The sequence below is a fragment of the Chryseobacterium sp. JM1 genome (assembly GCF_000737715.1).
In the GTDB taxonomy this organism is placed as follows: Bacteria; Bacteroidota; Bacteroidia; order Flavobacteriales; family Weeksellaceae; genus Chryseobacterium.
The window spans coordinates 136,101-159,488 of the sequence record NZ_JPRN01000004.1 but is presented as its reverse complement, the minus strand read 5'-3'; the positions used below and the strand labels follow the sequence as shown (position 1 = coordinate 159,488).

At 38.3% G+C, this 23,388-nt stretch carries 19 protein-coding genes and 1 riboswitch; of the genes, 17 read left to right on the top strand and 2 right to left on the bottom strand.

The annotated features are described in order from the left end of the window. Nucleotides 1-12: 12 nt before the first annotated feature. The 8 genes from IW22_RS09165 to IW22_RS09130 all read left to right on the top strand — a co-directional run bounded on the left by IW22_RS09165 (nucleotide 13) and on the right by IW22_RS09130 (nucleotide 7,514). The gene (locus tag IW22_RS09165) at nucleotides 13-996 is read left to right on the top strand and encodes a stage II sporulation protein M (RefSeq protein ID WP_034725897.1); all 984 of its coding nucleotides are present in this window, start codon (nucleotides 13-15) and stop codon (nucleotides 994-996) included. Further along, the gene (locus IW22_RS09160; RefSeq protein WP_034725895.1) at nucleotides 980-1,942 is read left to right on the top strand and encodes a DUF4013 domain-containing protein; all 963 of its coding nucleotides are present in this window, start codon (nucleotides 980-982) and stop codon (nucleotides 1,940-1,942) included. Before IW22_RS09165 ends, IW22_RS09160 begins: the two co-directional genes overlap by 17 nt. Beyond that, a complete protein-coding gene (locus IW22_RS09155) occupies nucleotides 1,935-2,732 on the top strand; it encodes a hypothetical protein (RefSeq protein WP_034725893.1) in 798 nt (265 codons plus the stop codon). The genes IW22_RS09160 and IW22_RS09155 overlap by 8 nt, the downstream gene beginning before the upstream one ends. 14 nt (nucleotides 2,733-2,746) lie before the next feature. Beyond that, the gene (locus IW22_RS09150; RefSeq protein WP_034725891.1) at nucleotides 2,747-3,904 is read left to right on the top strand and encodes a hypothetical protein; all 1,158 of its coding nucleotides are present in this window, start codon (nucleotides 2,747-2,749) and stop codon (nucleotides 3,902-3,904) included. 265 nt (nucleotides 3,905-4,169) lie between these two features. Continuing rightward, nucleotides 4,170-5,201: an AAA family ATPase gene (locus IW22_RS09145; RefSeq protein WP_034725889.1), complete on the top strand. Its 1,032-nt coding sequence runs from the start codon at nucleotides 4,170-4,172 to the stop codon at nucleotides 5,199-5,201. A gap of 96 nt (nucleotides 5,202-5,297) precedes the next feature. Next, on the top strand, nucleotides 5,298-5,648 hold the full coding sequence (locus IW22_RS09140; RefSeq protein WP_034725887.1) for a four helix bundle protein: 351 nt from the start codon (nucleotides 5,298-5,300) through the stop codon (nucleotides 5,646-5,648). 49 nt (nucleotides 5,649-5,697) lie between these two features. Continuing rightward, nucleotides 5,698-7,020, top strand: coding sequence for a DUF58 domain-containing protein (locus IW22_RS09135; protein WP_034725885.1), 1,323 nt, complete (start codon nucleotides 5,698-5,700; stop codon nucleotides 7,018-7,020). 74 nt (nucleotides 7,021-7,094) lie between these two features. Then, a complete protein-coding gene (locus IW22_RS09130; protein ID WP_034725882.1) occupies nucleotides 7,095-7,514 on the top strand; it encodes an OsmC family protein in 420 nt (139 codons plus the stop codon). Between the two features lie 53 nt (nucleotides 7,515-7,567). Here the strand turns inward: IW22_RS09130 and IW22_RS09125 are convergent, their stop codons facing one another. Beyond that, a complete protein-coding gene (locus IW22_RS09125) occupies nucleotides 7,568-10,183 on the bottom strand; it encodes an MGH1-like glycoside hydrolase domain-containing protein (protein ID WP_034725881.1) in 2,616 nt (871 codons plus the stop codon). Nucleotides 10,184-10,370: 187 nt separating this feature from the next. Beyond that, nucleotides 10,371-10,477: riboswitch (SAM riboswitch) on the top strand. A gap of 61 nt (nucleotides 10,478-10,538) precedes the next feature. On the opposite strand from IW22_RS09125, the gene IW22_RS09120 reads away from it, so the two are divergent. The 6 genes from IW22_RS09120 (at nucleotide 10,539) to metF (ending at nucleotide 19,293) form a co-directional block, all read left to right on the top strand. After that, the gene (locus IW22_RS09120; RefSeq protein ID WP_051891171.1) at nucleotides 10,539-11,531 is read left to right on the top strand and encodes an alpha/beta fold hydrolase; all 993 of its coding nucleotides are present in this window, start codon (nucleotides 10,539-10,541) and stop codon (nucleotides 11,529-11,531) included. A 5-nt stretch (nucleotides 11,532-11,536) separates the two neighbouring features. Next, the gene (locus IW22_RS09115; RefSeq protein ID WP_034725880.1) at nucleotides 11,537-13,075 is read left to right on the top strand and encodes an ACT domain-containing protein; all 1,539 of its coding nucleotides are present in this window, start codon (nucleotides 11,537-11,539) and stop codon (nucleotides 13,073-13,075) included. Between the two features lie 100 nt (nucleotides 13,076-13,175). Further along, entirely contained in the window at nucleotides 13,176-14,336 is a 1,161-nt protein-coding gene (locus IW22_RS09110; RefSeq protein ID WP_034725879.1) for an O-succinylhomoserine sulfhydrylase, read from the top strand. A 121-nt stretch (nucleotides 14,337-14,457) separates the two neighbouring features. After that, nucleotides 14,458-15,468 carry a homocysteine S-methyltransferase family protein gene (locus IW22_RS09105; RefSeq protein WP_034725877.1) on the top strand — a complete coding sequence of 337 codons (1,011 nt, stop codon included), beginning with the start codon at nucleotides 14,458-14,460 and terminating at the stop codon, nucleotides 15,466-15,468. A gap of 140 nt (nucleotides 15,469-15,608) precedes the next feature. Next, the gene (gene metH / locus IW22_RS09100; RefSeq protein ID WP_051891170.1) at nucleotides 15,609-18,266 is read left to right on the top strand and encodes a methionine synthase; all 2,658 of its coding nucleotides are present in this window, start codon (nucleotides 15,609-15,611) and stop codon (nucleotides 18,264-18,266) included. A 67-nt stretch (nucleotides 18,267-18,333) separates the two neighbouring features. Next, entirely contained in the window at nucleotides 18,334-19,293 is a 960-nt protein-coding gene (metF, locus tag IW22_RS09095) for a methylenetetrahydrofolate reductase [NAD(P)H] (protein ID WP_034725875.1), read from the top strand. Nucleotides 19,294-19,343: 50 nt separating this feature from the next. Here the strand turns inward: metF and IW22_RS09090 are convergent, their stop codons facing one another. Then, nucleotides 19,344-20,498: a hypothetical protein gene (locus IW22_RS09090; protein ID WP_034725873.1), complete on the bottom strand. Its 1,155-nt coding sequence runs from the start codon at nucleotides 20,496-20,498 to the stop codon at nucleotides 19,344-19,346. An 89-nt stretch (nucleotides 20,499-20,587) separates the two neighbouring features. On the opposite strand from IW22_RS09090, the gene folE reads away from it, so the two are divergent. The 3 genes from folE (at nucleotide 20,588) to cysS (ending at nucleotide 23,341) form a co-directional block, all read left to right on the top strand. After that, nucleotides 20,588-21,256, top strand: coding sequence for a GTP cyclohydrolase I FolE (folE, locus tag IW22_RS09085; protein ID WP_034725871.1), 669 nt, complete (start codon nucleotides 20,588-20,590; stop codon nucleotides 21,254-21,256). 89 nt (nucleotides 21,257-21,345) lie between these two features. After that, nucleotides 21,346-21,738, top strand: a complete 393-nt coding sequence (locus IW22_RS09080; RefSeq protein WP_165571874.1) for a hypothetical protein — start codon at nucleotides 21,346-21,348, stop codon at nucleotides 21,736-21,738. 136 nt (nucleotides 21,739-21,874) lie between these two features. Further along, nucleotides 21,875-23,341, top strand: coding sequence for a cysteine--tRNA ligase (gene cysS, locus IW22_RS09075; protein WP_034725869.1), 1,467 nt, complete (start codon nucleotides 21,875-21,877; stop codon nucleotides 23,339-23,341). Nucleotides 23,342-23,388 lie beyond the last annotated feature (47 nt).

Genomic DNA, 23,388 nt, shown 5'->3' with positions numbered 1-23,388 from the left:
AGCCTTACAATTATGAGAGAAGTTTATTTCATTAAACAAAATAAAGAAAAATGGTTGGGAATTGAACAGGTTATTCAAGGGAAAGTAAAAAAAAATCCTGATGACCTGTCTTCGCTGTATATCAACCTGATCAATGATCTTTCATTTGCACAGTCCTATTATCCTAAAAGTAACACTACGGTTTATCTGAATCATTTGTCTTCGCAAATGTTCCAGAAGATTTATAAAACCAAAAGAGTAGAGGAGAACAGGTTGATGTATTTCTTCAAAACAGAAGTTCCCCTGTTGGTATACCAGTACAGGAGATATCTTTTGTATGCTTTTCTGTTTTTCATTCTTTTTACAGCAATAGGTGTGCTTTCCGGAGCTTATGATAAAGATTTTGCCAATATTATTCTTGGTGAAGAATATGTCAACGAAACCATAGAAAATATTAAAAAAGGAAATGCTGTAGGCGTTTACCAGAGCGGTTCCACATGGGGAAGTACCATTGGAATCATTTTTAATAACATCACTGTGGGCGCGAAATTATACATTTACGGAGTTACCGGAGGCGTAGGTACTTTGTATGCCTTGCTTTCGAACAGCGTTATGCTAGGTTCTTTCCAGTATTTTTTCTATGATTACGGAGCTTTGAAAGACAGTGCAAGAGGAATTTGGCTTCACGGGGTTTTTGAAATCTTTGCAATGGTGGTTGAAGCAATGTGCGGATTGATTTTAGGGGCAAGTATCCTGTTTCCGAGAACTTTTTCAAGATTTAATTCCTTTAAAACCGGTTTTAAAGATTCGTTTAAGATTTTCCTGAGTACCGTTCCGTTTACGATCTGCGCCGGAATTATTGAAGGATACGTCACAAGACATGCTTTAAAAATGCCACTGGTTGTCAACTTAGCATTAATAATCACGTCACTGGCCATTATAGGGTTTTACTATTTCGTTTATCCTTCGGTGGTTTATAAAAGAATTAATACCCACACCAATGATGCAGTTTTATAAAAAAAGAGAATTTGGAGCTTTCATCAGTGACAGCTTTAATTTTTTCAAATTATACGGAAAAAATTATTTTAAAAATTATATTCTGATCAACGGGCTACTGTTAATCCTGACAATCGCTGTGGTGATTTTTGGATTCAGAGAGATCCTCGGACAGTTGGTTGGGGGAAATCTCAATGGTGAAAGTTATTATTTTGAAAAATATTTTTCAGATAATGCGGGAATGCTTACGATAGTAGGAATATTGGTTTTTATACTTTTTGTTCTTCTGGGAATTGTCAATTATCTGTATCCTGTTTTTTATATGAAAAGGATCGTTGAAGGCGCTCAGCAAGTGAAAATAGATGAGATCCTTAATGATTTTAAAACCAATGCAGGACGCATCTTTAAAATCAGCCTGGGAATGCTGGTGATTGTATTTCCGGTATCAATGATTCTTCTTGGATTTTCCTATCTGCTGCTGCTTATCTTTATCGGGTTTTTCCTTATTTTGCTTGTATATCCTACCGTATTTAATGTGTCTTCATTTTTGATGTACGACTATTTCAATACAAAACGGGGCTTTTTGGAAAGCTTAAGTTATTCCATAAGATCCCAGTTTTCATATCCGAATGGAAGTGAAAAATCTCCGTATTGGAAATATTGGGGAGCATCCATCATCATGTTCATTATTATGTACATGATTACCTCTGTATTCACATTTGTTCCGATGATATTTATGTACGGGTCCATTCTTACCTCTGCTCCGGACGGGAATTTTGAAGCGAATCCTTTCACGGGAGCAATGGGAATTATTCTCTTTTTATTGTATGGAGTTTCTATATTGGCAACATTAATCCTTTACAATCTGATGTTCATCAATGCAGGATTGATGTATTATGACAGCAGAACAGACCTGCACACGAAAATTGAACTTGAAGAAATAGAAACTATCGGTATTAATGAATAAATTCTTGCTTTTTCTGCTGATCTTTTTCTCCATATGTCCTGTTTCTGCGCAGGATGACGATGGAGGTGAAACGGTGGAAGATTATATCGTAGATTCTTTAGGAACGGGACATTACAGGAATATGCTCCGTGCAGATTCCGTACTGATCCTGAAGCCGGTTTCAGAAAATACGCTCCACCCAAAAAAGTTTAAAGAAAATATTCAGTCCAGATATAAAGGAAACGAATTTGATTATTCGGTATCAAAACCGAAAGAGTCATTCTTCCAAAAGCTGATGCGCAGGATTGACAGAATTTTGCAAAGCATTTTTGGAGAAACTGTTTTCACTAATTCTGCACAAATTACCACCATTTTAATCCGTTTGTTTGCCATTATTCTGGTAGGATTCCTTCTTTATTTTATCATTAAATTCCTCCTTGGAAAAGATGGAAATCTGTTCTTCGGAAAGAAAAATAAAAAAATAGACATCAATGCGGAAGAGCTTCATGAAAATATCCATGAAATCAATTTCCCGGAAAGTATAGCCAAATTTGAAAGAGAAGGAGATTACCGTTCGGCAGTTCGTTACCAATTCCTGTTTATCCTTAAAAAACTGAGTGACAAAAAACAAATCAATTGGAATCCCGAAAAGACCAATAAAGACTATGTTGCAGAACTGAAAGACGGAGATCTGAAAAGTGAATTTTCAGGCCTTTCTTATATTTTCGATTATGTCTGGTACGGAGAATTCAGTATTGACGAACAAAGCTATCTCAAATTTAAAAACCAGTATCAGGCATTTAAGCCTTAATTAAACTATTAATCATGAAAAAAACCTTCAAAATATATGCTGTGATATTCATCGTTGTGATGGTTATTCTGGCATTGCTTGAAGTCAATAAAAAGGAAAGAATAAGCTGGCGTAAGAATTTCAATATTGAAGAGAAATCTCCTTTCGGGTTGTTTGTTTTTAATAATGAAGCCAAAGATCTTTTTAAAAATAATCTGAGAAAAATAGAAGAGGCACCTTACGACTATTACAGCAGAAACAAAAAGGGAGCACACAATATCGTTGTCATTGAAAAGGAACTGGATAAGCAGTCCTGGAAAAAAATTCTGGATCAGGTATCAGAAGGTTCAGATGCAATGATTTTGATAAGCCGTGTCCCGAAAGATATTTCAGATACCATCGGTTATCATAGTGCGGATATTTCTTTTGCAGAAGAAAATGTATTGAAACTTACGGATAGAGAATACCAGAATGATTTTATTAAACTGGATAAATTTCCGTCAGGCAGAGGCTTTTCGTATATCAAACCTAAAGTGGAAGTACTGGGGAAAACGGTAGAAAAAGATAATTCGGATCAGGCCAATTTTATTAAAGTCAGTTTTGGAAAAGGAACGATCTATGTTCACAGTGAACCGCTTTTCCTTACCAATTATTATCTGCTGAAACCAGGCAGTATAAAATATGCACAGGATGTTTTTTCTTATCTTCAGGATAGGGAAACCATCTGGTTTGTTGAAAATGATACCAAAGTTTCACGCTTCTTTATGAGGTTTGTACTTTCCAATCCGGCATTGAAGTATGCATGGTGGGTACTTTTGGGCGGACTTGTCTTGTTTATTTTCTTTAATGCCAAAAGAAAACAACGGATAGTGCCTGTTGTAGAGCCGCTCAAAAATACTTCCTTAGATTTTGTAAAAAGTATTGGAAATCTTTATCTTCAGGAAGGTGATTTTCATGATATGATGGCGAAAAAAGGCCAATATTTTCTGAACAAAGTAAGAATGGATTTCCTGATTGATACCCAAAATCTGGATGAAGAATTTGCCAAAAAACTTCATTTGAAAACCGGGAAAACAATGGAAATGATCCATGAAGCCATAGCTCTGATAAAAAAAGGTCAGGATCCTTATGCCAACGTAATGAAAGAAGACCTCACCAGAATGAACAGGCTTCTTGATGAGATTTTGAGATAAGTTATTAATGTAACAATGTAGCAATGTAGCAATGTAGCAATGTAACAATGTAACAATGTAACAATGTAACAATGAATATTGGTAAACTGCCTGACTGAGAAATTGGTACATTATAGAATAAAGTAAGAGTCCCAACGGGACGATTTAACAAAAGATCGGATGAAGTCCGATAGATGAGCCGGATATGTGTAGTCCGATATATAAAGCCGGATATAAGAAGTCCGATAAATTAGAACCATAGACTAAAAACCACAAATAGAAAATTATGGACAACCTTGAAAATCAAAACGTAGAAAATAAAAGTTCTATCAATCTAAATAAACAGGAAGATCAGTTTCAGTCGAGAATTGATATGATCGAGCTTCGCGCCAGCTTAGAGAAGGTCAAAGCTGAAATAGCCAAAGTAATTGTCGGTCAGGAAAGCATGATCGAACATCTTATTGCGGCACTTTTATCAAACGGGCACGTCCTGATTGAAGGAGTTCCGGGAGTAGCGAAGACCATTACGGCAAAGCTTCTCGCCAAAACAATAGATGTAGGCTTCAGCAGAATCCAGTTTACACCGGACCTTATGCCTTCGGATATTTTGGGAACTTCCGTTTTCAGTGTAAAAAACTCTGAATTTGAATTTAAGAAAGGCCCGATCTTTTCCAGTTTTATATTAATTGATGAGATCAACAGATCCCCTGCGAAAACCCAGGCAGCCCTGTTTGAGGTCATGGAAGAGAGACAGATCACAATGGATGGAATCCGTTACATAATGGACGAACCATTTCTGGTTGTAGCAACTCAAAACCCGATAGAGCATGAAGGAACCTACAGGCTTCCTGAAGCACAGCTGGACCGTTTCCTATTTAAAATCAATGTAGGATACCCGAATCTTGAACAGGAGATCGCGATCATCAGAAATCAGCACGAAAGTAGAAAAGAAGATAAGACGGAAGGAGTGAACCGTGTCATTACGGCAGAGCAATTAAAAAGCTATCAGAATCTTGTAAAAGAGATTATTGTAGAGGCTCATCTGATGGAATATATTGCAAAAATCATCGTCAATACAAGAGAAAACCAGTTCTTGTATCTGGGAGCTTCTCCAAGAGCTTCTCTGGCATTGCTTACGGCTTCAAAAGCCTTTGCAGCGATGAGAGGAAGAGACTTTGTAACCCCTGAAGACATCAAAGAAGCAAGCTATGCCGTATTAAGACACAGAGTCATCGTTTCTCCTGAACGCGAAATGGAAGGCTTAACGGCAGATGAAATTATACGTCAGATCTTAGAGGGAATAGAGATTCCTAGGTAGGTTGCAGGTATTAGGTGGCAGATAATAGGTTGCAGGTCGCAGGCTATAGCTGTCTGGTGACGAAGTATTAATTGCTTTCAATAAATTTTGTGTAGTATGGCAAATTTTAAGGAACTTTTGGTTTGGCAGAAATCTATTGATTTTGTTACAGAAATTTACAGGATTACGGGATCTTTTCCGAAAGATGAAATGTATGGCCTTGTTTCACAAATCAGGAGAGCCTCGGTTTCTATACCATCAAATATTGCTGAAGGAAACTCCAGAAGAAGCAAACTGGATTATCTACAATTTTTAAAGATAGCGAGAGGAAGTTGTGCTGAAGTTGAAACTCAATTAATCATCTCTAAAAATCTTAATTATTTAAATGAAGAAAATTATAAAAAATTGAATGAACACATTATCGAAATTTCAAAAATGCTGAACGGTTTAATAAACTCTCTACAATAAGTATTACCAACAACCTGCAGCCTATCATCTGCAACCTGCTACCTAAAAAATGAAGAACCTATACATCAATACACGATTTTTCTTTTCGCTCATCGGAGTGGGGGTACTGTATGTCCTTGCTTTTTTCTTTCCGGTTCTGATGTGGGCGGCTCACATTGTTCTGCTGATCTGTTTTCTGGCGGCAATGGTAGACTATCTTTTATTGTTTAATCAGAAAAAAGGAGTGCTTGCCCAGAGAATACTTCCGGAAAAATTATCGAACGGGGATGAAAATTTTGTAAAGATTGATATTAAAAATAATTACAGTTTTAAGATCAATACAAAAATCATTGATGAGATTCCGTTTCAGTTTCAGAAAAGAGATTTTTTAATTAAAAAAAATATAGAACCCGGTAGAAATACCTATTTTCAGTACAGTCTGGAACCCAAGGAAAGAGGAGAGTACAGTTTCGGAAACCTGAATGTGTATGTTTCTTCGCCATTGGGATTTGTTTCAAAGAGATTTAATTTCCAGAAAGATGCGATGCTGCCTGCCTATCCGTCTTTTGTACACCTCAGAAAATATGAACTGATGGCGTTGCAGAGCGAATTTATGCTCGGTGGAATCAAAAAGATCAGAAAACTTGGGCACACCATGGAATTTGAGCAGATCAAAGAATATGTTCCCGGGGATGATATCAGAACCATCAACTGGAAAGCTACATCCAAGACCAACCGGTTAATGGTCAATCAGTTTCAGGATGAGAGATCACAGCGGATTTTTATTCTGATCGATAAAGGAAGGACCATGAAGATGCCTTTCAACGGATTAAGTCTGCTGGATTATTCAATCAATGCCGCCATGGCTTTGTCTCATATAATTCTTAAAAAAGGCGACCGTGCCGGAATGATGACCTTCTCTAAAAAAACAGAGAATAAAGTCGCTGCAGAAAATAAATCCGGGCAGCTGAGGAAGATCTCGGAAGCTTTGTATAATATTAAAACAGATTTCTTTGAAAGTGATTTCAACCGCCTTTATCAGGATGTAAAATATTCGTTGAACCAGCGAAGTCTTGTGTTATTGTTTACCAATTTTGAAACGCTTGATGGATTAAACCGTCAGTTGAAATACCTTCGTGGAATAGCCAAAAACCATCTTTTGGTGGTTATATTCTTCAAAAATTCAGAACTGCAGACCCTTATTCAGAAGAATCCTGAAAGTATGCAGGAGATTTATGATGAAATCGTTGCCGAAAAATTTGAATTTGAAAAGAAACTGATCATTCAGGAACTCAGAAAGTATGGGATTTATACCGTGTATACGCTTCCTGAAAATTTAAATATCGACGTTATCAATAAATATCTTGAGATAAAAGCGCGGGGAATTTTATAATTTTGCATTGATCATAAATCTAATTACTCCGGTTCTGTGCAGAGAGCCGAAGAATCTTACAACAAAATTCGAAAATGAAAATAACACTAAACAGAATTAACGACGATTTTTTATTTGAGTGTACCAATTCCCAGGGGAATTCAATTCTCTTGGACAATACCTCACAGCCCGGAGCTAAAGGCGTTTCTCCAATGGAAAGCGTGTTGATGGCTGTTGCAGGCTGTAGCGGAATAGATGTAGTCTCTATCCTGAAAAAACAACGTCAGGAAATTACAGGTTTCCAGGCGGAAGTAGAAGGAGAAAGAGTTCAGGTAGAAGACGCAAAACCTTTTAAATCTATTAAAGTGAGATTTCTTTTGGAGGGAAATATAGATCCTAAAAAAGCATCAAAAGCTGCTCAGTTATCTTTTGAGAAATACTGTTCCGTATCAAAAACTTTAGAGCCGAATGTAGAAATCGGGTATGAAGTTCTTGTGAACGGAGAAAAAGTTTAACTATTTTTTTAATTGATTATAAGCGGCCGGCCCATTCGGGCCGGCCGCTGCGTTTATACTGTTAATCTTGGCTTCATAAGCTTAGCTACCGTTGCTGTCCATCCGGTCTGATGGGAAGCCCCTACGCCGCGGCCATTGTCTCCATGGAAATATTCAAAGAAAGTGATGTAATCCCTGAAATGTTCATCATAATTAAACTTGGCATTTCCTCCGTTAAAAGGCCTTTGTCCGTCTTCATCTTTTAAAAATAACGAGCAGAGTCTGCGGCTGATATTCTGAGCCACTTCATCAAGGTTCTTTTTTTCACCACTTCCCGTTGGAAACTCTACTTTTAAGCTGTTGCCATAATAGAAATGGAAACGCTGTAAACTTTCCACAATCAGGAAATTGATCGGGAACCAGATCGGGCCGCGCCAATTACTGTTTCCTCCAAACATTCGGCTGTCACTCTCGGCAGGCGTGTAGTAAACCACGTTTTCCGTACCGTGAACTGAAAATACAAACGGATTTTCCTCGTATACTTTTGACATGGCACGGATTCCGTAAGAACTAAGGAATTCATTTTCATCAAGCATTCTCGTTAAAACCTTTGTCAGTCTGTTCTTACGCAGAATACTCATCAGATGTTTTCTGCCCTGTCCTTCTTCATCCCAGTGGGAAACCAGCTTTGTGAGCTCAGGTTTATTCTTTAAAACCCATTCCATTCTGGCTTTGAAATTGGGCATTTTATCCAGTAATTTATGATCTACGATTTCCACTGCAAACATTGGAATCAGACCGACAATACTTCTTAGTTTTAAAGAAACACTTTCTCCGTTACCAAGCTGTAGTACATCATAGAAAAAGCCGTCTTCCTCATTCCATAGACCTTCTTTGCCTTCTCCAAGATTCTCCATCGCCTCAGCAATATACAGATAATGCTCAAAAAATTTGATTGCCATATCCTCGTAAACCTGATAATACTGAGCGAGCTCCATTGCGATTCGCATCATATTAAGCGCATACATAGCCATCCAGCTGGTTCCGTCTGCCTGTTCCAGATGCTGTCCGTCTTTCAGCTCCATATTCCGGTCGAAAGCTCCGATATTATCCAGTCCAAGGAAACCGCCGCCAAAAATATTGTTACCGCTTTTATCTTTCCTGTTCACCCACCATGTGAAATTCAGGAGAAGTTTCTGAAAAACTTTCTCGAGAAATAAAAGGTCAGGTTTACCGTTCTGCTTTTCATCAATTTTAAAAACCCTGAAGCAAGACCATGCATGTACGGGTGGATTCACGTCACTCAGGTTCCATTCATAGGCAGGTAACTGACCGTTGGGGTGCATGTACCATTCTTTCGTAAGCAAAAGAAGCTGTCCCTTAGCAAACTCACCATCAATAATGGAGAAAGGAACACAGTGAAATGCCAGATCCCATGTGGCATACCACGGATATTCCCATTTATCAGGCATCGAGATAATGTCTTTATTGTGAAGGTGATTCCATTCCGTGTTTCTTACATAATCATTGAAATTTCTCGGAGCCTGATGATTCGGATCACCTTTCAGCCATTTTCCAACGTTATAATGATAGAACTGCTTATTCCAGAGAAGTCCTGCAAAAGCCTGACGCTGTACGTTTCTTTCATCCTCGTTTGTGGTTTCACTCTGAATTTCTTCGTAAAACTCGTTGGTTTCAGCAGCTCTTGTTGCGAAAATTTCGTCAAATTTTTCAAAAGGTTCATCCACCTCATCCGGACACAATCTGAAATCAAAAGTCTTTGACTGTCCTGCGTCGATAATTTCATCAATAATAAAAGAAGCCTTAGTTCCTCTTTTCTCCGGATTTACCGTATTGCTTCCGTAAATGATATGATCATTGATCCCGTCCTTAAAATAAGTATTTCCGGAATAGGGTGCACCATATAATTTAGGCGCATTTGTTTCATTTTCGCAGAAAGCACTTTTCGCAGCCAGGTTTCTTGAGTAAAGCTTTTTAATCGAAATACTGTCATGATTGATGTCGATACATCCGTCGTAAGAAGCAGTCAGCTGTGCTTTATAGGTATTATAACCCCATTTCCAGTTGTTTCTGAACCAGGCCGTCGGAGCTACCACTATCGGAGCATCCTGCTGGCTTCTGTTATGAACCGTTACTCTGGCCAGAATGTCGTTGTGGTCCGCTTTGCAGTATTCAATGAAAATATCGAAGTATTCATCATTGTTAAAAATTCCCGTATCAAAAATTTCATATTCAGGTTCCTTTTTGCTTCGTCTTCCGTTTTCAGCAACGAGATCATCGTATGGAAATGCATTGATCGGATATTTATACACCATTTTCATATAGCTGTGAGTAGGTGTATTATCGAGGTAATAAAAGATTTCTTTAATATCTTCCCCGTGATTTCCCTGAGGATTGCTCAGTCCAAAGAAACGTTCTTTTACTATTTTATCTTTCTTGTTCCAGAATGAAAAAGCAAAACAGAAGATCTGCTTCACATCAGAGATCCCTGCGATACCTTCTTCTCCCCATCGGTAAGCGTAGCTTTCGGCATTATTGTGATTCGCGTAGTGCCAGGCATTTCCGTTTGGGCTGTAGTCTTCACGGACGTTTCCCCACTGTCGGTTACTGACGTATGGCCCCCAGTTTTTCCATTTGGTATCTTGTAGTCTTTCTTTCTCAACAGTCATATTTCATCATTTTTTCAATACGAAGTTAGTTTTTTTGAAAAATAATTCCAATTCCTTTCATCTGAAGAATTCTTAACATAGCCTTGAAACACTTATGATTAGAGGCTTTTTAAATATTAAATATTTTTTCTTTTTTAATTTAAAAGAAAAGACATATCTTTGCAGTGCGTTCATTCAAATATTGAAAATGTTATCAAGAAAGGTTGAGGGATTAGACCCTATGAAACCTTAGCAACCCTTTGTGCAAGCAGAGAAGGTGCTACGTTCTACCAATTTATTTTGGACAGATAACTTACTGAAGTTCTTTTCAGCCATTTCCTGTGGCATTTTCAATTGTATTAAAATAATAATAGAATTGAAAACAGAACTAAACTATATAAATCTTTCGTATCAGACTTATTCCCAAAAGGAATACCATATCCCGTTGACTTATCAGATCTTCGGGAAAGACCTGTTTACAGCACCCATTATATTGATCAATCATGCCTTAACCGGAAACTCAAATGTTTCAGGAGAAAAAGGATGGTGGAAACAATTAATTGGTGAAAATCAGGTGATCGATACGAATCAGTACACAGTTCTCTGTTTCAATATTCCCGGAAACGGATTTGATCATTTTTTAATTGACGACTACGAAGACTTCACCCCTTCAGATATTGCTGAAATATTTCTGAAAGGCCTTGAAGCTTTACATATCAAAAATTTATATGCCATTATTGGAGGCTCCCTCGGAGGAGGAATCGCTTGGGAAATGCTAGCCAAAAAGCCACAGCTTGCCGAGATTTTTATCCCGATTGCCTGCGACTTCAGAACCCATGACTGGCTTCATGCACAGTGTCTGGTTCAGAAATTTCTGTTAAACGGAAATGATGAGCCCCTGCAGAAAGCGAGAATACACGCCATGTTGTGCTATAGAACTCCACAGTCCCTAAACGACAGATTTCAAAATAGATATCATCAGGAAAACAAACGGTTAGAGTCAGAAGACTGGCTCGTGTATCACGGAAATTCATTAAACGATAGATTTAGTTTAAAATCTTACAAACTGATGAATCATCTCCTCATGAATATCAATACCTATGAAAACCAGCTCGAAAAGATCAGCGCACGAATGCACCTGATCGCTGTAGATACAGATTTATTTTTCCCTGCTTCAGAAATACGAATGTGCTTTGAACAGCTGAAAGAGAAAAACAAAGAGGTTTTCTATTATGAAATACAGTCAATTCATGGGCATGATGCCTTCTTAATGGAATACGAACAATTAAATAATATCATCAACAATATTTTCAGAATGAAAGGAAGCGAAAGCGAAACTCCATCTGATCATAACAAACAAAAAGTATAGAACAGATGAAAAATGCGAACGAAATAAAGTTTTTAAAAAACAGATCGATCATCAAGTTTGAAGGAGAAGATTTCTTAGGAGAAATAGGAATCGACGGAAGAATTTTTAAAGCGCTTACTTTAGCGAGAATCAGTGTGGGAGTAATCTCCCAGCAGGCCATTGAAAACGGGCTTTCTATTCTTGTCAATGAAGCCGATGCAGAAAAAGCAGTTGCCTGTCTGATCGATGAATTTGAAGCAGAAAGAAAATCAGGAAAAGTTTCACAGATTTATAGTATCAATAATGTTTCCGTCCTTGGATTTGTGGCGGAGGATTTCAATAAAGTTTTAACTGAACTGGCTAGAAACAACGTTTTTCCACTTTTATTAAACCAGGTTGCAGGGGAAAACAGAGTGAATATTGTAGTAACCTCTTCGCAGGATGAGAAGACAAAGAATGTTATCGAATCCGAAATTTTTAAAAAACCAAAAACTGTTCATCTGGCGATCATCGGTCACGGAAATGTAGGAAAGACTTTAATAGAGCAGGTTTTACAATCATCAGAAGAAATTAAAAGACGTAAAAAGATAGACCTGAAAGTAGTGGCTGTAGCCAATTCAAGAAAAATTGCTTTCAATAAAAAAGGTTTTAATGCAGATTGGAATGATGAGATTTTAACGGCAGAACACCCTTCAAACGTTGAAGAGCTGATCAACTTCTCAAAAGAAAATCAGTTGGAAAACCTTATCGTAGTAGACAACACCGCGAGCAAGGATTTTGTGAAAAACTATCACGCTTTAGCTGAAAATGGTTTTGACCTTGTTTCTTCCAACAAAATTTTCAACACACTTCCAATAGAAGAATACCGTAAACTAAGATATACGTTGAGTAAAAACAACAGACGTTATCTGTACGAAACCAATGTAGGAGCGGGACTTCCGTTAATTGATACCATCAAATTATTACACCTTTCAGGAGAAAATATTACCAGAATTAAAGGTGTATTCTCCGGTTCACTGAGCTATATCTTCAATAATTTTTCTGTGAGAGACGATAAATTTTCAACCATCATCGGAGAAGCAATGGAAAAAGGATATACAGAACCGGATCCACGTGAAGACCTTTCCGGAAACGATGTAGCAAGAAAACTTCTGATCCTCGCCAGAGAATTGGACCTGATCAATGAATTTCAAGACATCAATATTCAGAATTTAATTCCTGAAGACCTTTTGGCAGTAGATAAAAATGAATTTATCTCAAGACTTGATGAGCTGGATGAAGAATATAAGAAAATCAAAGAAGGGCAGGAGCCGGGCCACGTACTTCGTTATGTAGGAGATCTTCACGGAGATCTTCAGAAAGATAAAGGTCAGCTTGATGTGAAATTGGTTTCTGTACCGGGAAGCTCTGCTTTAGGTCAGTTGAAAGGTTCAGATTCCATCTTTGAAATCTACACAGAAAGTTACGGTGAAAACCCGATCGTCATCATGGGAGCCGGTGCCGGAGCTCAGGTAACAGCCAGAGGCGTTTTCGGTGATATCTTAAGAGTAAGTGAAACTAAATAATATTAATAATGTAACAATATAGCAATGTAACAGTCTAGCAATCTAGAAATCATTGGTACATTGTTATATTGATTCATTGGTACATTGATCATTAAACTATATGGAAAATTTTGAAACCTCCGCAATAAGAACCCAGACTGAAAGAACGCAGTTTGACGAACATTCTACGCCATTATATCTTACATCCAGCTTTATTTTTCAGGATGCGGAAGATATGAGAGCGAGCTTTGCCGAAGAAAAATCTAAAAACCTGTACAGCCGTTTTTCAAATCCGAATGTGACAGAATTCACAGATAAGATTGTAAAAATGGAAGGCGCAGAAGCAGGATATGCGTTTGCAACAGGAATGGCGGCTATTTATTCTACGTTTGCCACTTTACTGGATGCGGGCGATCATATTGTAAGCTGTCAGTCGGTTTTTGGTTCTACCCATACCTTATTTACAAAGTATTTCCCGAAATGGAATATCGAAACAACGTATTTCAAAGCTGAAGATGCGGAGAATGTTGAACAGTACATTAAACCGAATACCAAAATCTTATACCTTGAAACCCCTACCAATCCGGCTATTGAAATTCTGGATCTTGAGTTTTTCGGAAAGATCGCGAAAAAACATAACCTTATCTTTATTGTAGATAACTGTTTTGCAACACCTTATCTGCAACAGCCGATAAAATATGGTGCAGATGTTGTTGTACATTCTGCAACGAAACTGATTGACGGACAGGGTAGAGTGTTAGGCGGTGTAGCCGTAGGAAAAGAGGACCTGATCAGAGAAATCTACCTTTTTGCAAGAAATACGGGACCTGCGATGTCACCTTTCAATGCATGGGTTTTATCAAAGAGCCTGGAAACATTGTCTATCCGTGTGGAAAAACATTGTGAAAATGCATTGAAGGTTGCTGAATTTTTAGAAAGCCACCCGAATGTGGAGCTGGTAAAATATCCGTTCTTAAAATCCCATCCGAGTTATGAAATTGCGAAAAAGCAGATGAAGCTGGGTGGAAGTATCGTAGCCTTTGAAATTAAAGGCGGAATAGAAGGCGGAAGAAACTTCTTGGACAAAATAAAAATGTGTTCTCTTTCTGCCAATTTGGGAGATACAAGAACCATCGTGACACATCCTGCATCCACAACCCATTCAAAACTAACTGAAGATGAAAGAAATGAAGTAGGTATCACAGCTGGTCTTGTCCGCTGTTCTGTAGGTTTGGAATATATAGATGACATCATTGCAGATCTGAAACAGGCTTTAGATTAATTCAATAGAAAGACTCTAGCCGGTTCAGATTATTTGTTTGAAATAAATCAAAGAGTCCCAACGGGACGATTTAACAAAGGATAGGATAACATCCTATCAACTATCAACCATCAAAAAACATATGAAAAATTCAGAACAATTATATAAAGCAATATCCGAGAGAATTTTAATTCTCGATGGCGCAATGGGAACCATGCTTCAGCGCTACAAATTCGAGGAAGAAGACTACCGCGGAGAACGTTTCAAAGACTGGGAACATCCGGTAAAAGGAAATAATGACCTTCTCTCCCTGACACAGCCTCAGGCAATCGAAGAAGTTCATAGAAAATATCTGGAAGCCGGAGCAGACATTCTCGAAACCAATACATTTTCGGGAACCACCATTGCAATGGCAGATTATCACATGGAAGAACTGGTATACGAACTGAACTATGAGTCTGCAAAAATTGCCAGAAAAGTATGTGATGAATTTACCGCTCAAAATCCGGATAAACCAAGATTTGTGGCAGGCTCCATCGGACCTACCAACAGAACGGCAAGTTTAAGTCCTGATGTTAATGATCCGGGATACAGAGCAATCACTTTTGAAGAATTGAGAGTGGCTTACAAACAGCAGTGTGAAGCTTTACTGGATGGAGGTTCAGACATCCTTTTGGTAGAAACAATTTTTGATACCCTGAATGCAAAAGCGGCTTTGTATGCTATTGATGAACTTCAGGATGAAAGAAATATAAAAATCCCGATCATGGTTTCAGGAACCATTACCGATGCTTCAGGAAGAACGTTGAGCGGGCAGACCGCAGAAGCTTTTCTGATCTCTGTTTCACACCTGAATTTATTAAGTGTAGGATTTAACTGTGCTTTGGGGGCGGATCAGCTTACTCCTTATCTGGAAACTCTGGCTCACAATTCAGAATTTTATGTTTCTGCTTACCCGAATGCGGGGCTTCCGAATGCTTTCGGAAAATATGACGAGACACCGGAAGATATGGCGGGACAGATCAAAGAATATGTAGAGAAAGGATTGATCAATATTATTGGAGGATGCTGTGGTACAACGCCGGATCATATCAAAGCAATTTCAGACCTGGTGGCACAATATCCGCCAAGAAAGACGAAAGAGTTTGTATAATCAGGCCGTTTTTAATTAAAACAAGAAATAGAAGCTGGCTTATAAAAAGTTTCCGCTGTTTACAACTTGAAGCAGAGCTATAGATCTGCTGAGACCGAATACAGACAGTACCTATTATAATTTAGCAGAATAAAAAATTAATGAAATATTTAAGATTATCAGGCCTTGAGCCTCTTATCATAACGCCGGAAAGTAATTTCATCAATGTTGGTGAAAGGACAAACGTTGCCGGTTCCAAAAAGTTTTTAAGACTGATAAAAGAGGAGAAATTCTCTGAAGCACTTGATATTGCCCGAAATCAGGTAGACGGAGGTGCACAGATCCTTGATGTCAACTTCGATGACGGATTGATCGATGGAAAAGCATCGATGATCAAGTTCCTGAATTTAATAGCCTCAGAACCGGATATTGCAAGAATTCCGGTGATGATAGACTCGTCCAAATGGGAAATCCTGGAAGCCGGACTTCAGGTGGCACAGGGTAAATGTGTGGTGAATTCCATCAGCTTAAAAGGAGGTGAAGAAGAATTCATCAAACAGGCCAAAGCAGTCAAAAGATACGGTGCAGCAGTGATTGTAATGGCATTTGACGAAACAGGTCAGGCCGACAATTACGATCGCAGACTTGAGATCTCAAAACGTTCGTATGATATTCTGGTGAATCAGGTAGGTTTTCCGGCAGAAGATATTATTTTCGACTTAAATATTTTCCCGGTAGCAACGGGAATGGATGAGCACAGAAGAAATGCCATCGATTTTATTGAAGCTACAAGATGGGTAAGACAGAATCTGCCTTATGCCTCCGTAAGTGGGGGAGTCAGCAACGTTTCCTTCTCTTTCCGTGGAAATGATACGGTAAGAGAAGCGATGCACTCGGTATTCCTTTACCACGCCATTCAGGCCGGGATGAATATCGGGATTGTAAATCCTTCCATGCTGGAGGTGTATGACGAAATCAATAAAGAGCTTTTGGGTCTTGTAGAAGACGTAATTCTTGACAAGAGAGAAGACGCTACAGAAAGACTTTTGGATTATTCCGAAAAACATAAATCTGTCAAGAAAGAAATTGTTGAAGATTTAGAATGGCGCACAAGACCTTTGCAGGAGAGAATTACCCATGCTTTAGTTAAAGGTATCGACCGTTTTATTGAAGAAGATGTTGAGGAAGCCAGACAACAGGCAGCAAGACCGCTTCACGTTATTGAAATTAACCTGATGACCGGAATGGGCGTTGTCGGAGATCTTTTCGGGAGTGGAAAAATGTTTCTTCCGCAGGTGGTAAAATCCGCGAGGGTAATGAAGAAAGCTGTTGCGTATCTGCAACCTTATATTGAAGCTGAAAAAGACGGTGCGAGACCAGCTAACGGAAAAATTCTGATGGCGACAGTAAAAGGGGACGTTCACGATATCGGAAAAAATATTGTGAGTGTTGTTTTGGGTTGTAACAATTATGAAATAGTTGATCTTGGAGTAATGGTCCCGGCTGAAAAGATTATTCAGGCTGCCATAGAACATAAGGTTGATGTCATTGGTTTGAGCGGATTGATTACACCAAGTTTAGACGAAATGGTGTACATCGCTTCTGAATTGGAAAGACAAAATCTCAATTTTCCATTATTAATCGGTGGTGCAACGACTTCAAAAGCACATACCGCTGTGAAAATTGATTTAAAATATAAAAATGCAGTCGTTCACGTCAATGATGCGTCCAGAGCTGTGAATGTGGTGAGCTCGTTGTTAGGTGACAGAAATAAAGAATATGTTTCAGAGCTGAAAGACGAGTATTCCGATTTCCGTGAAAAGTTCCTGAACAGACAGGTGGATAAAGACTATGTTACCATTGAAGAAGCAAGAGAAAGTCATTTTACCATTGATTGGGAAAACGAAGAGATCTTTACACCGAATCATTTAGGCGTAACGGTACTGGAAGATCAGGATTTGAGAGAATTGCTTCCGTTTATCGACTGGTCTCCGTTTTTCAGAAGCTGGGATCTGCACGGGAAATACCCGAATATCCTGGAAGATGAGGTTGTGGGAGCTCAGGCTAAAGAACTGTTTAAAGATGCCCAGGTTATTTTAAAGAGAATTCTTGATGAGAAATTACTGAAGGCAAAAGCCATCTTCGGAATCTTCAAAGCCAATTCAAATGAAACGGATGATATCCTGATTTTTGACGAAAATAACGAAGAGCAGGCCAGATTCCTGACTTTAAGACAGCAGGCTCAGAGATCAAAAGGAAAAGAATATTTAGCGTTAAGTGATTTTATAGCACCTCAGAGTTCAGGAAAAACTGATTATGTTGGAGCTTTTTGTGTCTGTACCGGATTCGGAACAGATGAACTTTCTGATGAATATGAAAAAGCCAACGATGATTACAATGCCATCATGGTTAAAGCCCTTGCCGATAGATTCGCAGAAGCCTACGCTGAATTTTTACACAAAAAAGTAAGAACGGAATATTGGGGTTATGCCAATCAGGAAAATCTGAGCAACGAAGACCTTATCGCCGAAAAATATAAAGGAGTACGTCCTGCACCGGGTTATCCGGCATGTCCTGACCATTTGGAAAAGAAAACCATCTGGGACCTTTTAAAAGTAGAAGAAAATACAGGCGTTTTCCTTACCGAAAGTCTGGCGATGTTCCCGACGGCAGCGGTTTCCGGATATTATTTTGGGAGTCCGCATGCGAAATATTTCGGCCTCGGAAAAATTACCGAGGATCAGCTTAAGGATTATGCAAAAAGGAGAGGCTGCTCCATTGATGAAGCCAGAAGATGGTTATCTCCAAACTTAGCTTAAAAAGTTAATGATTGTGAGTCCCAACCTATAAGCCATCAACAAAAGATAAAAATAACTAAACTATAAAATGAAGATCACTGAACACATTAAAAACGCCAATGGGAAGACCTTATTCTCCTTAGAGGTAGTTCCGCCCCAGAAGGGAATCGGGATTGAAGATCTGTATACCAATATAGATCCGCTTATGGAGTTTAAGCCGCCTTTTATTGATGTCACCACTTCCAGAGAAGAATATATTTATCTTGATAAAGGAAACGGGTTGATGGAGCGCCGTATCACCAGAATGCGTCCCGGAACCTTAGGGATTTGTGCCGCGATCCAGCATAAATATAATGTAGATACTGTTCCCCATCTTCTTTGCGGAGGTTTTACCAAAGAAGAAACAGAATACCTTTTGGTAGACTGTATGTATCTGGGAATAGAAAATATAATGGCTTTGAGAGGTGATGCCATGAAAGGACATCAATACTTCGAGCCAACGCCGGGAGGTCACGCCAGTGCCATGGATCTCGTTCATCAGATCAATGATTTAGGAAGAGGGAAGTACCTTCATAATGATGAGGAAGCCTGTGATGAACTCAATAAATTCTGTGTTGGAGTAGCCGGATATCCCGAAAAACATATGGAAGCACCTTCCATGAATTATGATCTGAAATGGCTGAAACAAAAAGTAGATGCCGGAGCAGATTATATCGTCACCCAAATGTTTTTTGACAATAAACGGTTTATTGAATTTGTGACAAAGGCCAGAGAAATGGGAATTACAGTGCCTATTATTCCGGGTATCAAACCCATTGCAACCAAAAAGCATTTAAAAATCCTTCCACAAATATTCAAAATTGATCTTCCTGAAGAGCTGATCAATGAAGTGGAAAAAGCCAAAAACAACGAGGCTGTCAAACAGATCGGTGTAGAATGGGCCATTAATCAATGCAGAGAACTTTTGGATTTCGGAGTTCCTGTGCTGCACTTTTACTCCATGGGGAAAAGTGATAATATTAAAAAAGTAGCCGGAGAGCTATTCTAATAGAGTATCTAATGAAAGGAGCCCTGCTATTCAATAGCAGGGTTTTTTATTTAAAGGATAGGATGTCTTTCAAATTCTTTAGTGCGGTCAAATAGATACCGGTATGTAGCCAGTTTTCTGGTAACCGTCGTATCGAGACTTTCTGCAATTTTTATCATTTTAGGATTAAAATCTCCGATCCACTGAAGTTCCGTCGTCTTGAAATCCGTATGTTTTCTCAGGTGCTGCGTTCCTTCCCAGATCATATACCCATCAATCCCTTTTTTCTGCCATTCCGGAATAACGCCGAAAACCAGACCGACCATCTTTTCATTCTTCGTGAATTGTTTTATCCACAAAAACTTAAGCTTTTCCACAATTCCGAATCGGCCGTTCAGATATTTGAACCACTGGTTTACATCCGGAAGATTCATCCACATCGCAATAGGTTTTTCATTTTCGTAAACGAACCAGGAAATGTGTTCATTAATGATAGGTTTCATGGTGTTAAACATTTTCAGAACTTTTGCTTCTTCCAGCTGCTTACCTTCTCCATGACAGGCCCATGCCTGATTATAAATTTCCGTAAAATCTTTAGCGAATTTTGGCAGATCATTTTTCTTCATCGGTCTTGCTGAGATCGCAGGATTTCTGCTGTGCTTGGTATGCATAAGCGTAAAAATCCTTGAAACTTCAGCGAAAATGGGTCTTGAAAAACATAGCTGTTCGAAATACATTTTAAAACCATAATTTTCAAATAGATCTTTGTAATAAGGAAAATTATAATTCATTCCGAATAACGGCTCATCAAAACCTTCCGTTAAAAGTCCCCAGAACTTATCCCTTTCTCCAAAATTAATCGGCCCATCCATGGCTTCCATACCTCTTTCCTGAAGCCAAATTTTGCAGTGATCGAAAATGAAATCAGCAGTTTTCTGATCATGAATACAGTCGAAAAACCCGATGCCTCCTGTAGGTTGTTTTTGTTCGCAAAGACCAGAGATGAAAACGGCCACCTTTCCAACGATCTCATTCTTTTTGTTTTTAAAAAGAAACCGGGAACATTCTCCTTCCTGGAAGGATTTATTTTTTTCAGGATCAAAAATCTCTTCGATGTCCTTATTTCGGGGTCTTATATAGTTTTTGTCGTGCCGGTAAAGTTGGGCGGGGAATTCTAAAAAGTCCTTTTTCTGTTTTTCGTTCTGTACTTCTTCGACAATAATCATAGGCTAAGTTGAGAATGGACAATGTTTTTCGTTCAAATTGAAATCGATGAACAGATTTTATCCGTATTTTTGTTGCAAATTAAATAAAAATGGTTGATTTTACCGATAACGACGATGATATTTTCACTGGAAAAGAACATACGCCTATTAGGAAAGATGCATTTGATAAATCGCCACAGGAAAAAATAGAAAAAATTACCGAACTTTTCGGTGAAATTATGGAAACACTGGGGATGGATATGACGGATGATTCTTTAAAGGATTCTCCGAAGCGTGTTGCCAAAATGTATGTGAATGAAATTTTTGGAGGTCTTCTTCCCGAAAACAAACCGGGAATTTCCACATTTTCCAATAAATATAAATACCGCCAGATGCTGGTGGAAAAGGATATTACCGTGTATTCTTTCTGTGAACACCACTTTCTGCCGATCATCGGAAGAGCCCACGTAGCCTATATTTCAAACGGTGAAGTGATTGGCCTTTCCAAGATCAACAGAATTGTGGATTATTATGCAAAAAGACCGCAGGTTCAGGAAAGACTGACGATGCAGATTGTAGATGCTTTGAAAGAAGCGTTGGGCACCAAAGATGTAGCCTGTATTATTGATGCAAAACATTTGTGTGTGAACTGCAGAGGAATAAAAGATACGGCAAGTTCTACCATCACGGCAGAATTGAGCGGTATTTTCAGAACCAATCCTATCACGAGACAGGAATTCCTGCATTATGTGGGAAGTCATGCGAAGCTGGATTATTAAGATCAATGATTAATCACATCATAAAGAAAAATATCAGATTGCTTTCTGAAAGATATGACCACCATATGTTGTATCATGAAAGTGTAATCGTGATAAAGAATGAAAGGAATCTAATTGAAATTTTCCCTCAGATAAAAGATCATATTTCTGTTAAATATAATTTTGAAGAAGGAGTTGATACAATAGAAATCCAAGATTTTGAAATTTATGATATTTTAATTAAAATTTTTCAGAGACAAAACTTAGAAAAAGTAAATTTGAGTCCTGGTTATCCATTAGATTTAAATGATCTGGAAGATGAATTTGGTAATTTGGATAAATTTAAAGAAGAATTAAGAGCGCTGATCAGTACAAAAACTGATTACTCTGATATGGGAGGAAATCGGGTGTTGACAGAATTTTATAAAAATAGTTTAATTTTAAGGGATGACATTGGGAGTTCAAAATCTAATGTATTAAATATAAGTAATGATAAAATTTAAAAAAGTTTCGGATAAGATTTTTGTAACAACCATTATTTGTTGCTGCTGTAAATGCTGTTGTTAAAGGATTCTGGTCTTTTAATAAAATTTGAAATTTTAAAACTAAACGTAAATCATTACATCAAAAAACTAAACGATGCAATTAAAAATATACAACTCGCTTACAGCAGAAAAAGAAATATTTAAACCCATTCTAGAAGGAAACGTAGGAATGTATGTCTGCGGACCTACCGTGTATAGCAATGTGCATTTGGGGAATGTAAGAACCTTCCTTTCCTTTGATTTTATCTACCGTACCCTGATCCATTTAGGGTATAAAGTAAGATATGTAAGAAACATCACCGATGCAGGTCACCTTACAGATGATGGAAATGTGGAAAACGACAGATTCGTGAAACAGACCCGTCTGGAAAAGCTGGAACCTATGGAAATCGTACAGAAATATACTGTAGATTTTCATAAAGTTTTAGAGATGTTCAACCTGCTTCCTCCGAATATCGAACCTACGGCGACAGGTCATATCGTAGAACAGATTGAGCTTACGCAGAAACTTATCGAAAGAGGTTTTGCCTATGAAAGTAATGGTTCTGTCTATTTCGATGTTTTGGAATACAATAACAGAGGCTTAAACTACGGTGAACTTTCAAAGCGTAACATCGAAGAGCTTTTTGCCAATACCCGTGATCTTGACGGGCAGGGTGAAAAGAAAAACCCACAGGATTTTGCTCTTTGGAAAAAAGCATCTCCTGCTCACATTATGAGATGGAATTCCCCTTGGGGCGAAGGTTTCCCGGGATGGCACCTTGAATGTACTGCCATGAGTACAAAATATCTGGGTGAAAAATTTGACATCCACGGCGGAGGAATGGACCTGAAATTCCCACACCACGAATGTGAAATCGCACAGGGGAAAGCCTGCAATGATACTGCTCCGGTGAATTACTGGATGCATGCCAATATGCTGACGATGAATTCTCAGCGTATGAGTAAATCTACAGGAAATTATATCCTTCCGATGCAGTTGGTAACAGGTGAGAATGATTTCTTTGAAAAGCCTTTCCATCCTACCATCGTACGTTTCTGCTTCCTGCAGGCGCACTATAGAAGTGTGCTGGATATTTCCAATGATGCAATGATTGCGAGCGAAAAAGGTTTTATCAGATTAATGGAAGCCATTAAAGTATTAAACTCAATCACTCCTAATAATGAAAAAGAGTCTGGTTTTGATCTTAAAGAGTGGAAAGCCAAAGCGTATGATGCCTTAAATGATGATTTCAATTCTCCGATTCTGATTGCTCATTTATTTGAAGCTGTAAAATATATTTTCGCTTTAAATGATGAGAAAGAAACGATTTCTTCTGAAGATCTTGAAGATTTAAAAACAACGCTGAATGCTTTGGTATTTGATGTGTTGGGACTTCAGAATGTGGAAGAAAATAATAACGAGAAGCTTGATCAGACCTTAAAGGTTTTAATTGAACTGAGAAATCAGGCCAGAAAATCAAAAAACTTCGACCTTTCAGACCAGATCAGAGACAAACTGCTTGCTGAAGGCATCGAATTAAAAGATGGGAGAGACGGAACCACTTACGTTCTGAATTAACCTAAAAATAAATAGTACAGCTCCCGCAGCTCGCGTAGATTCTACAG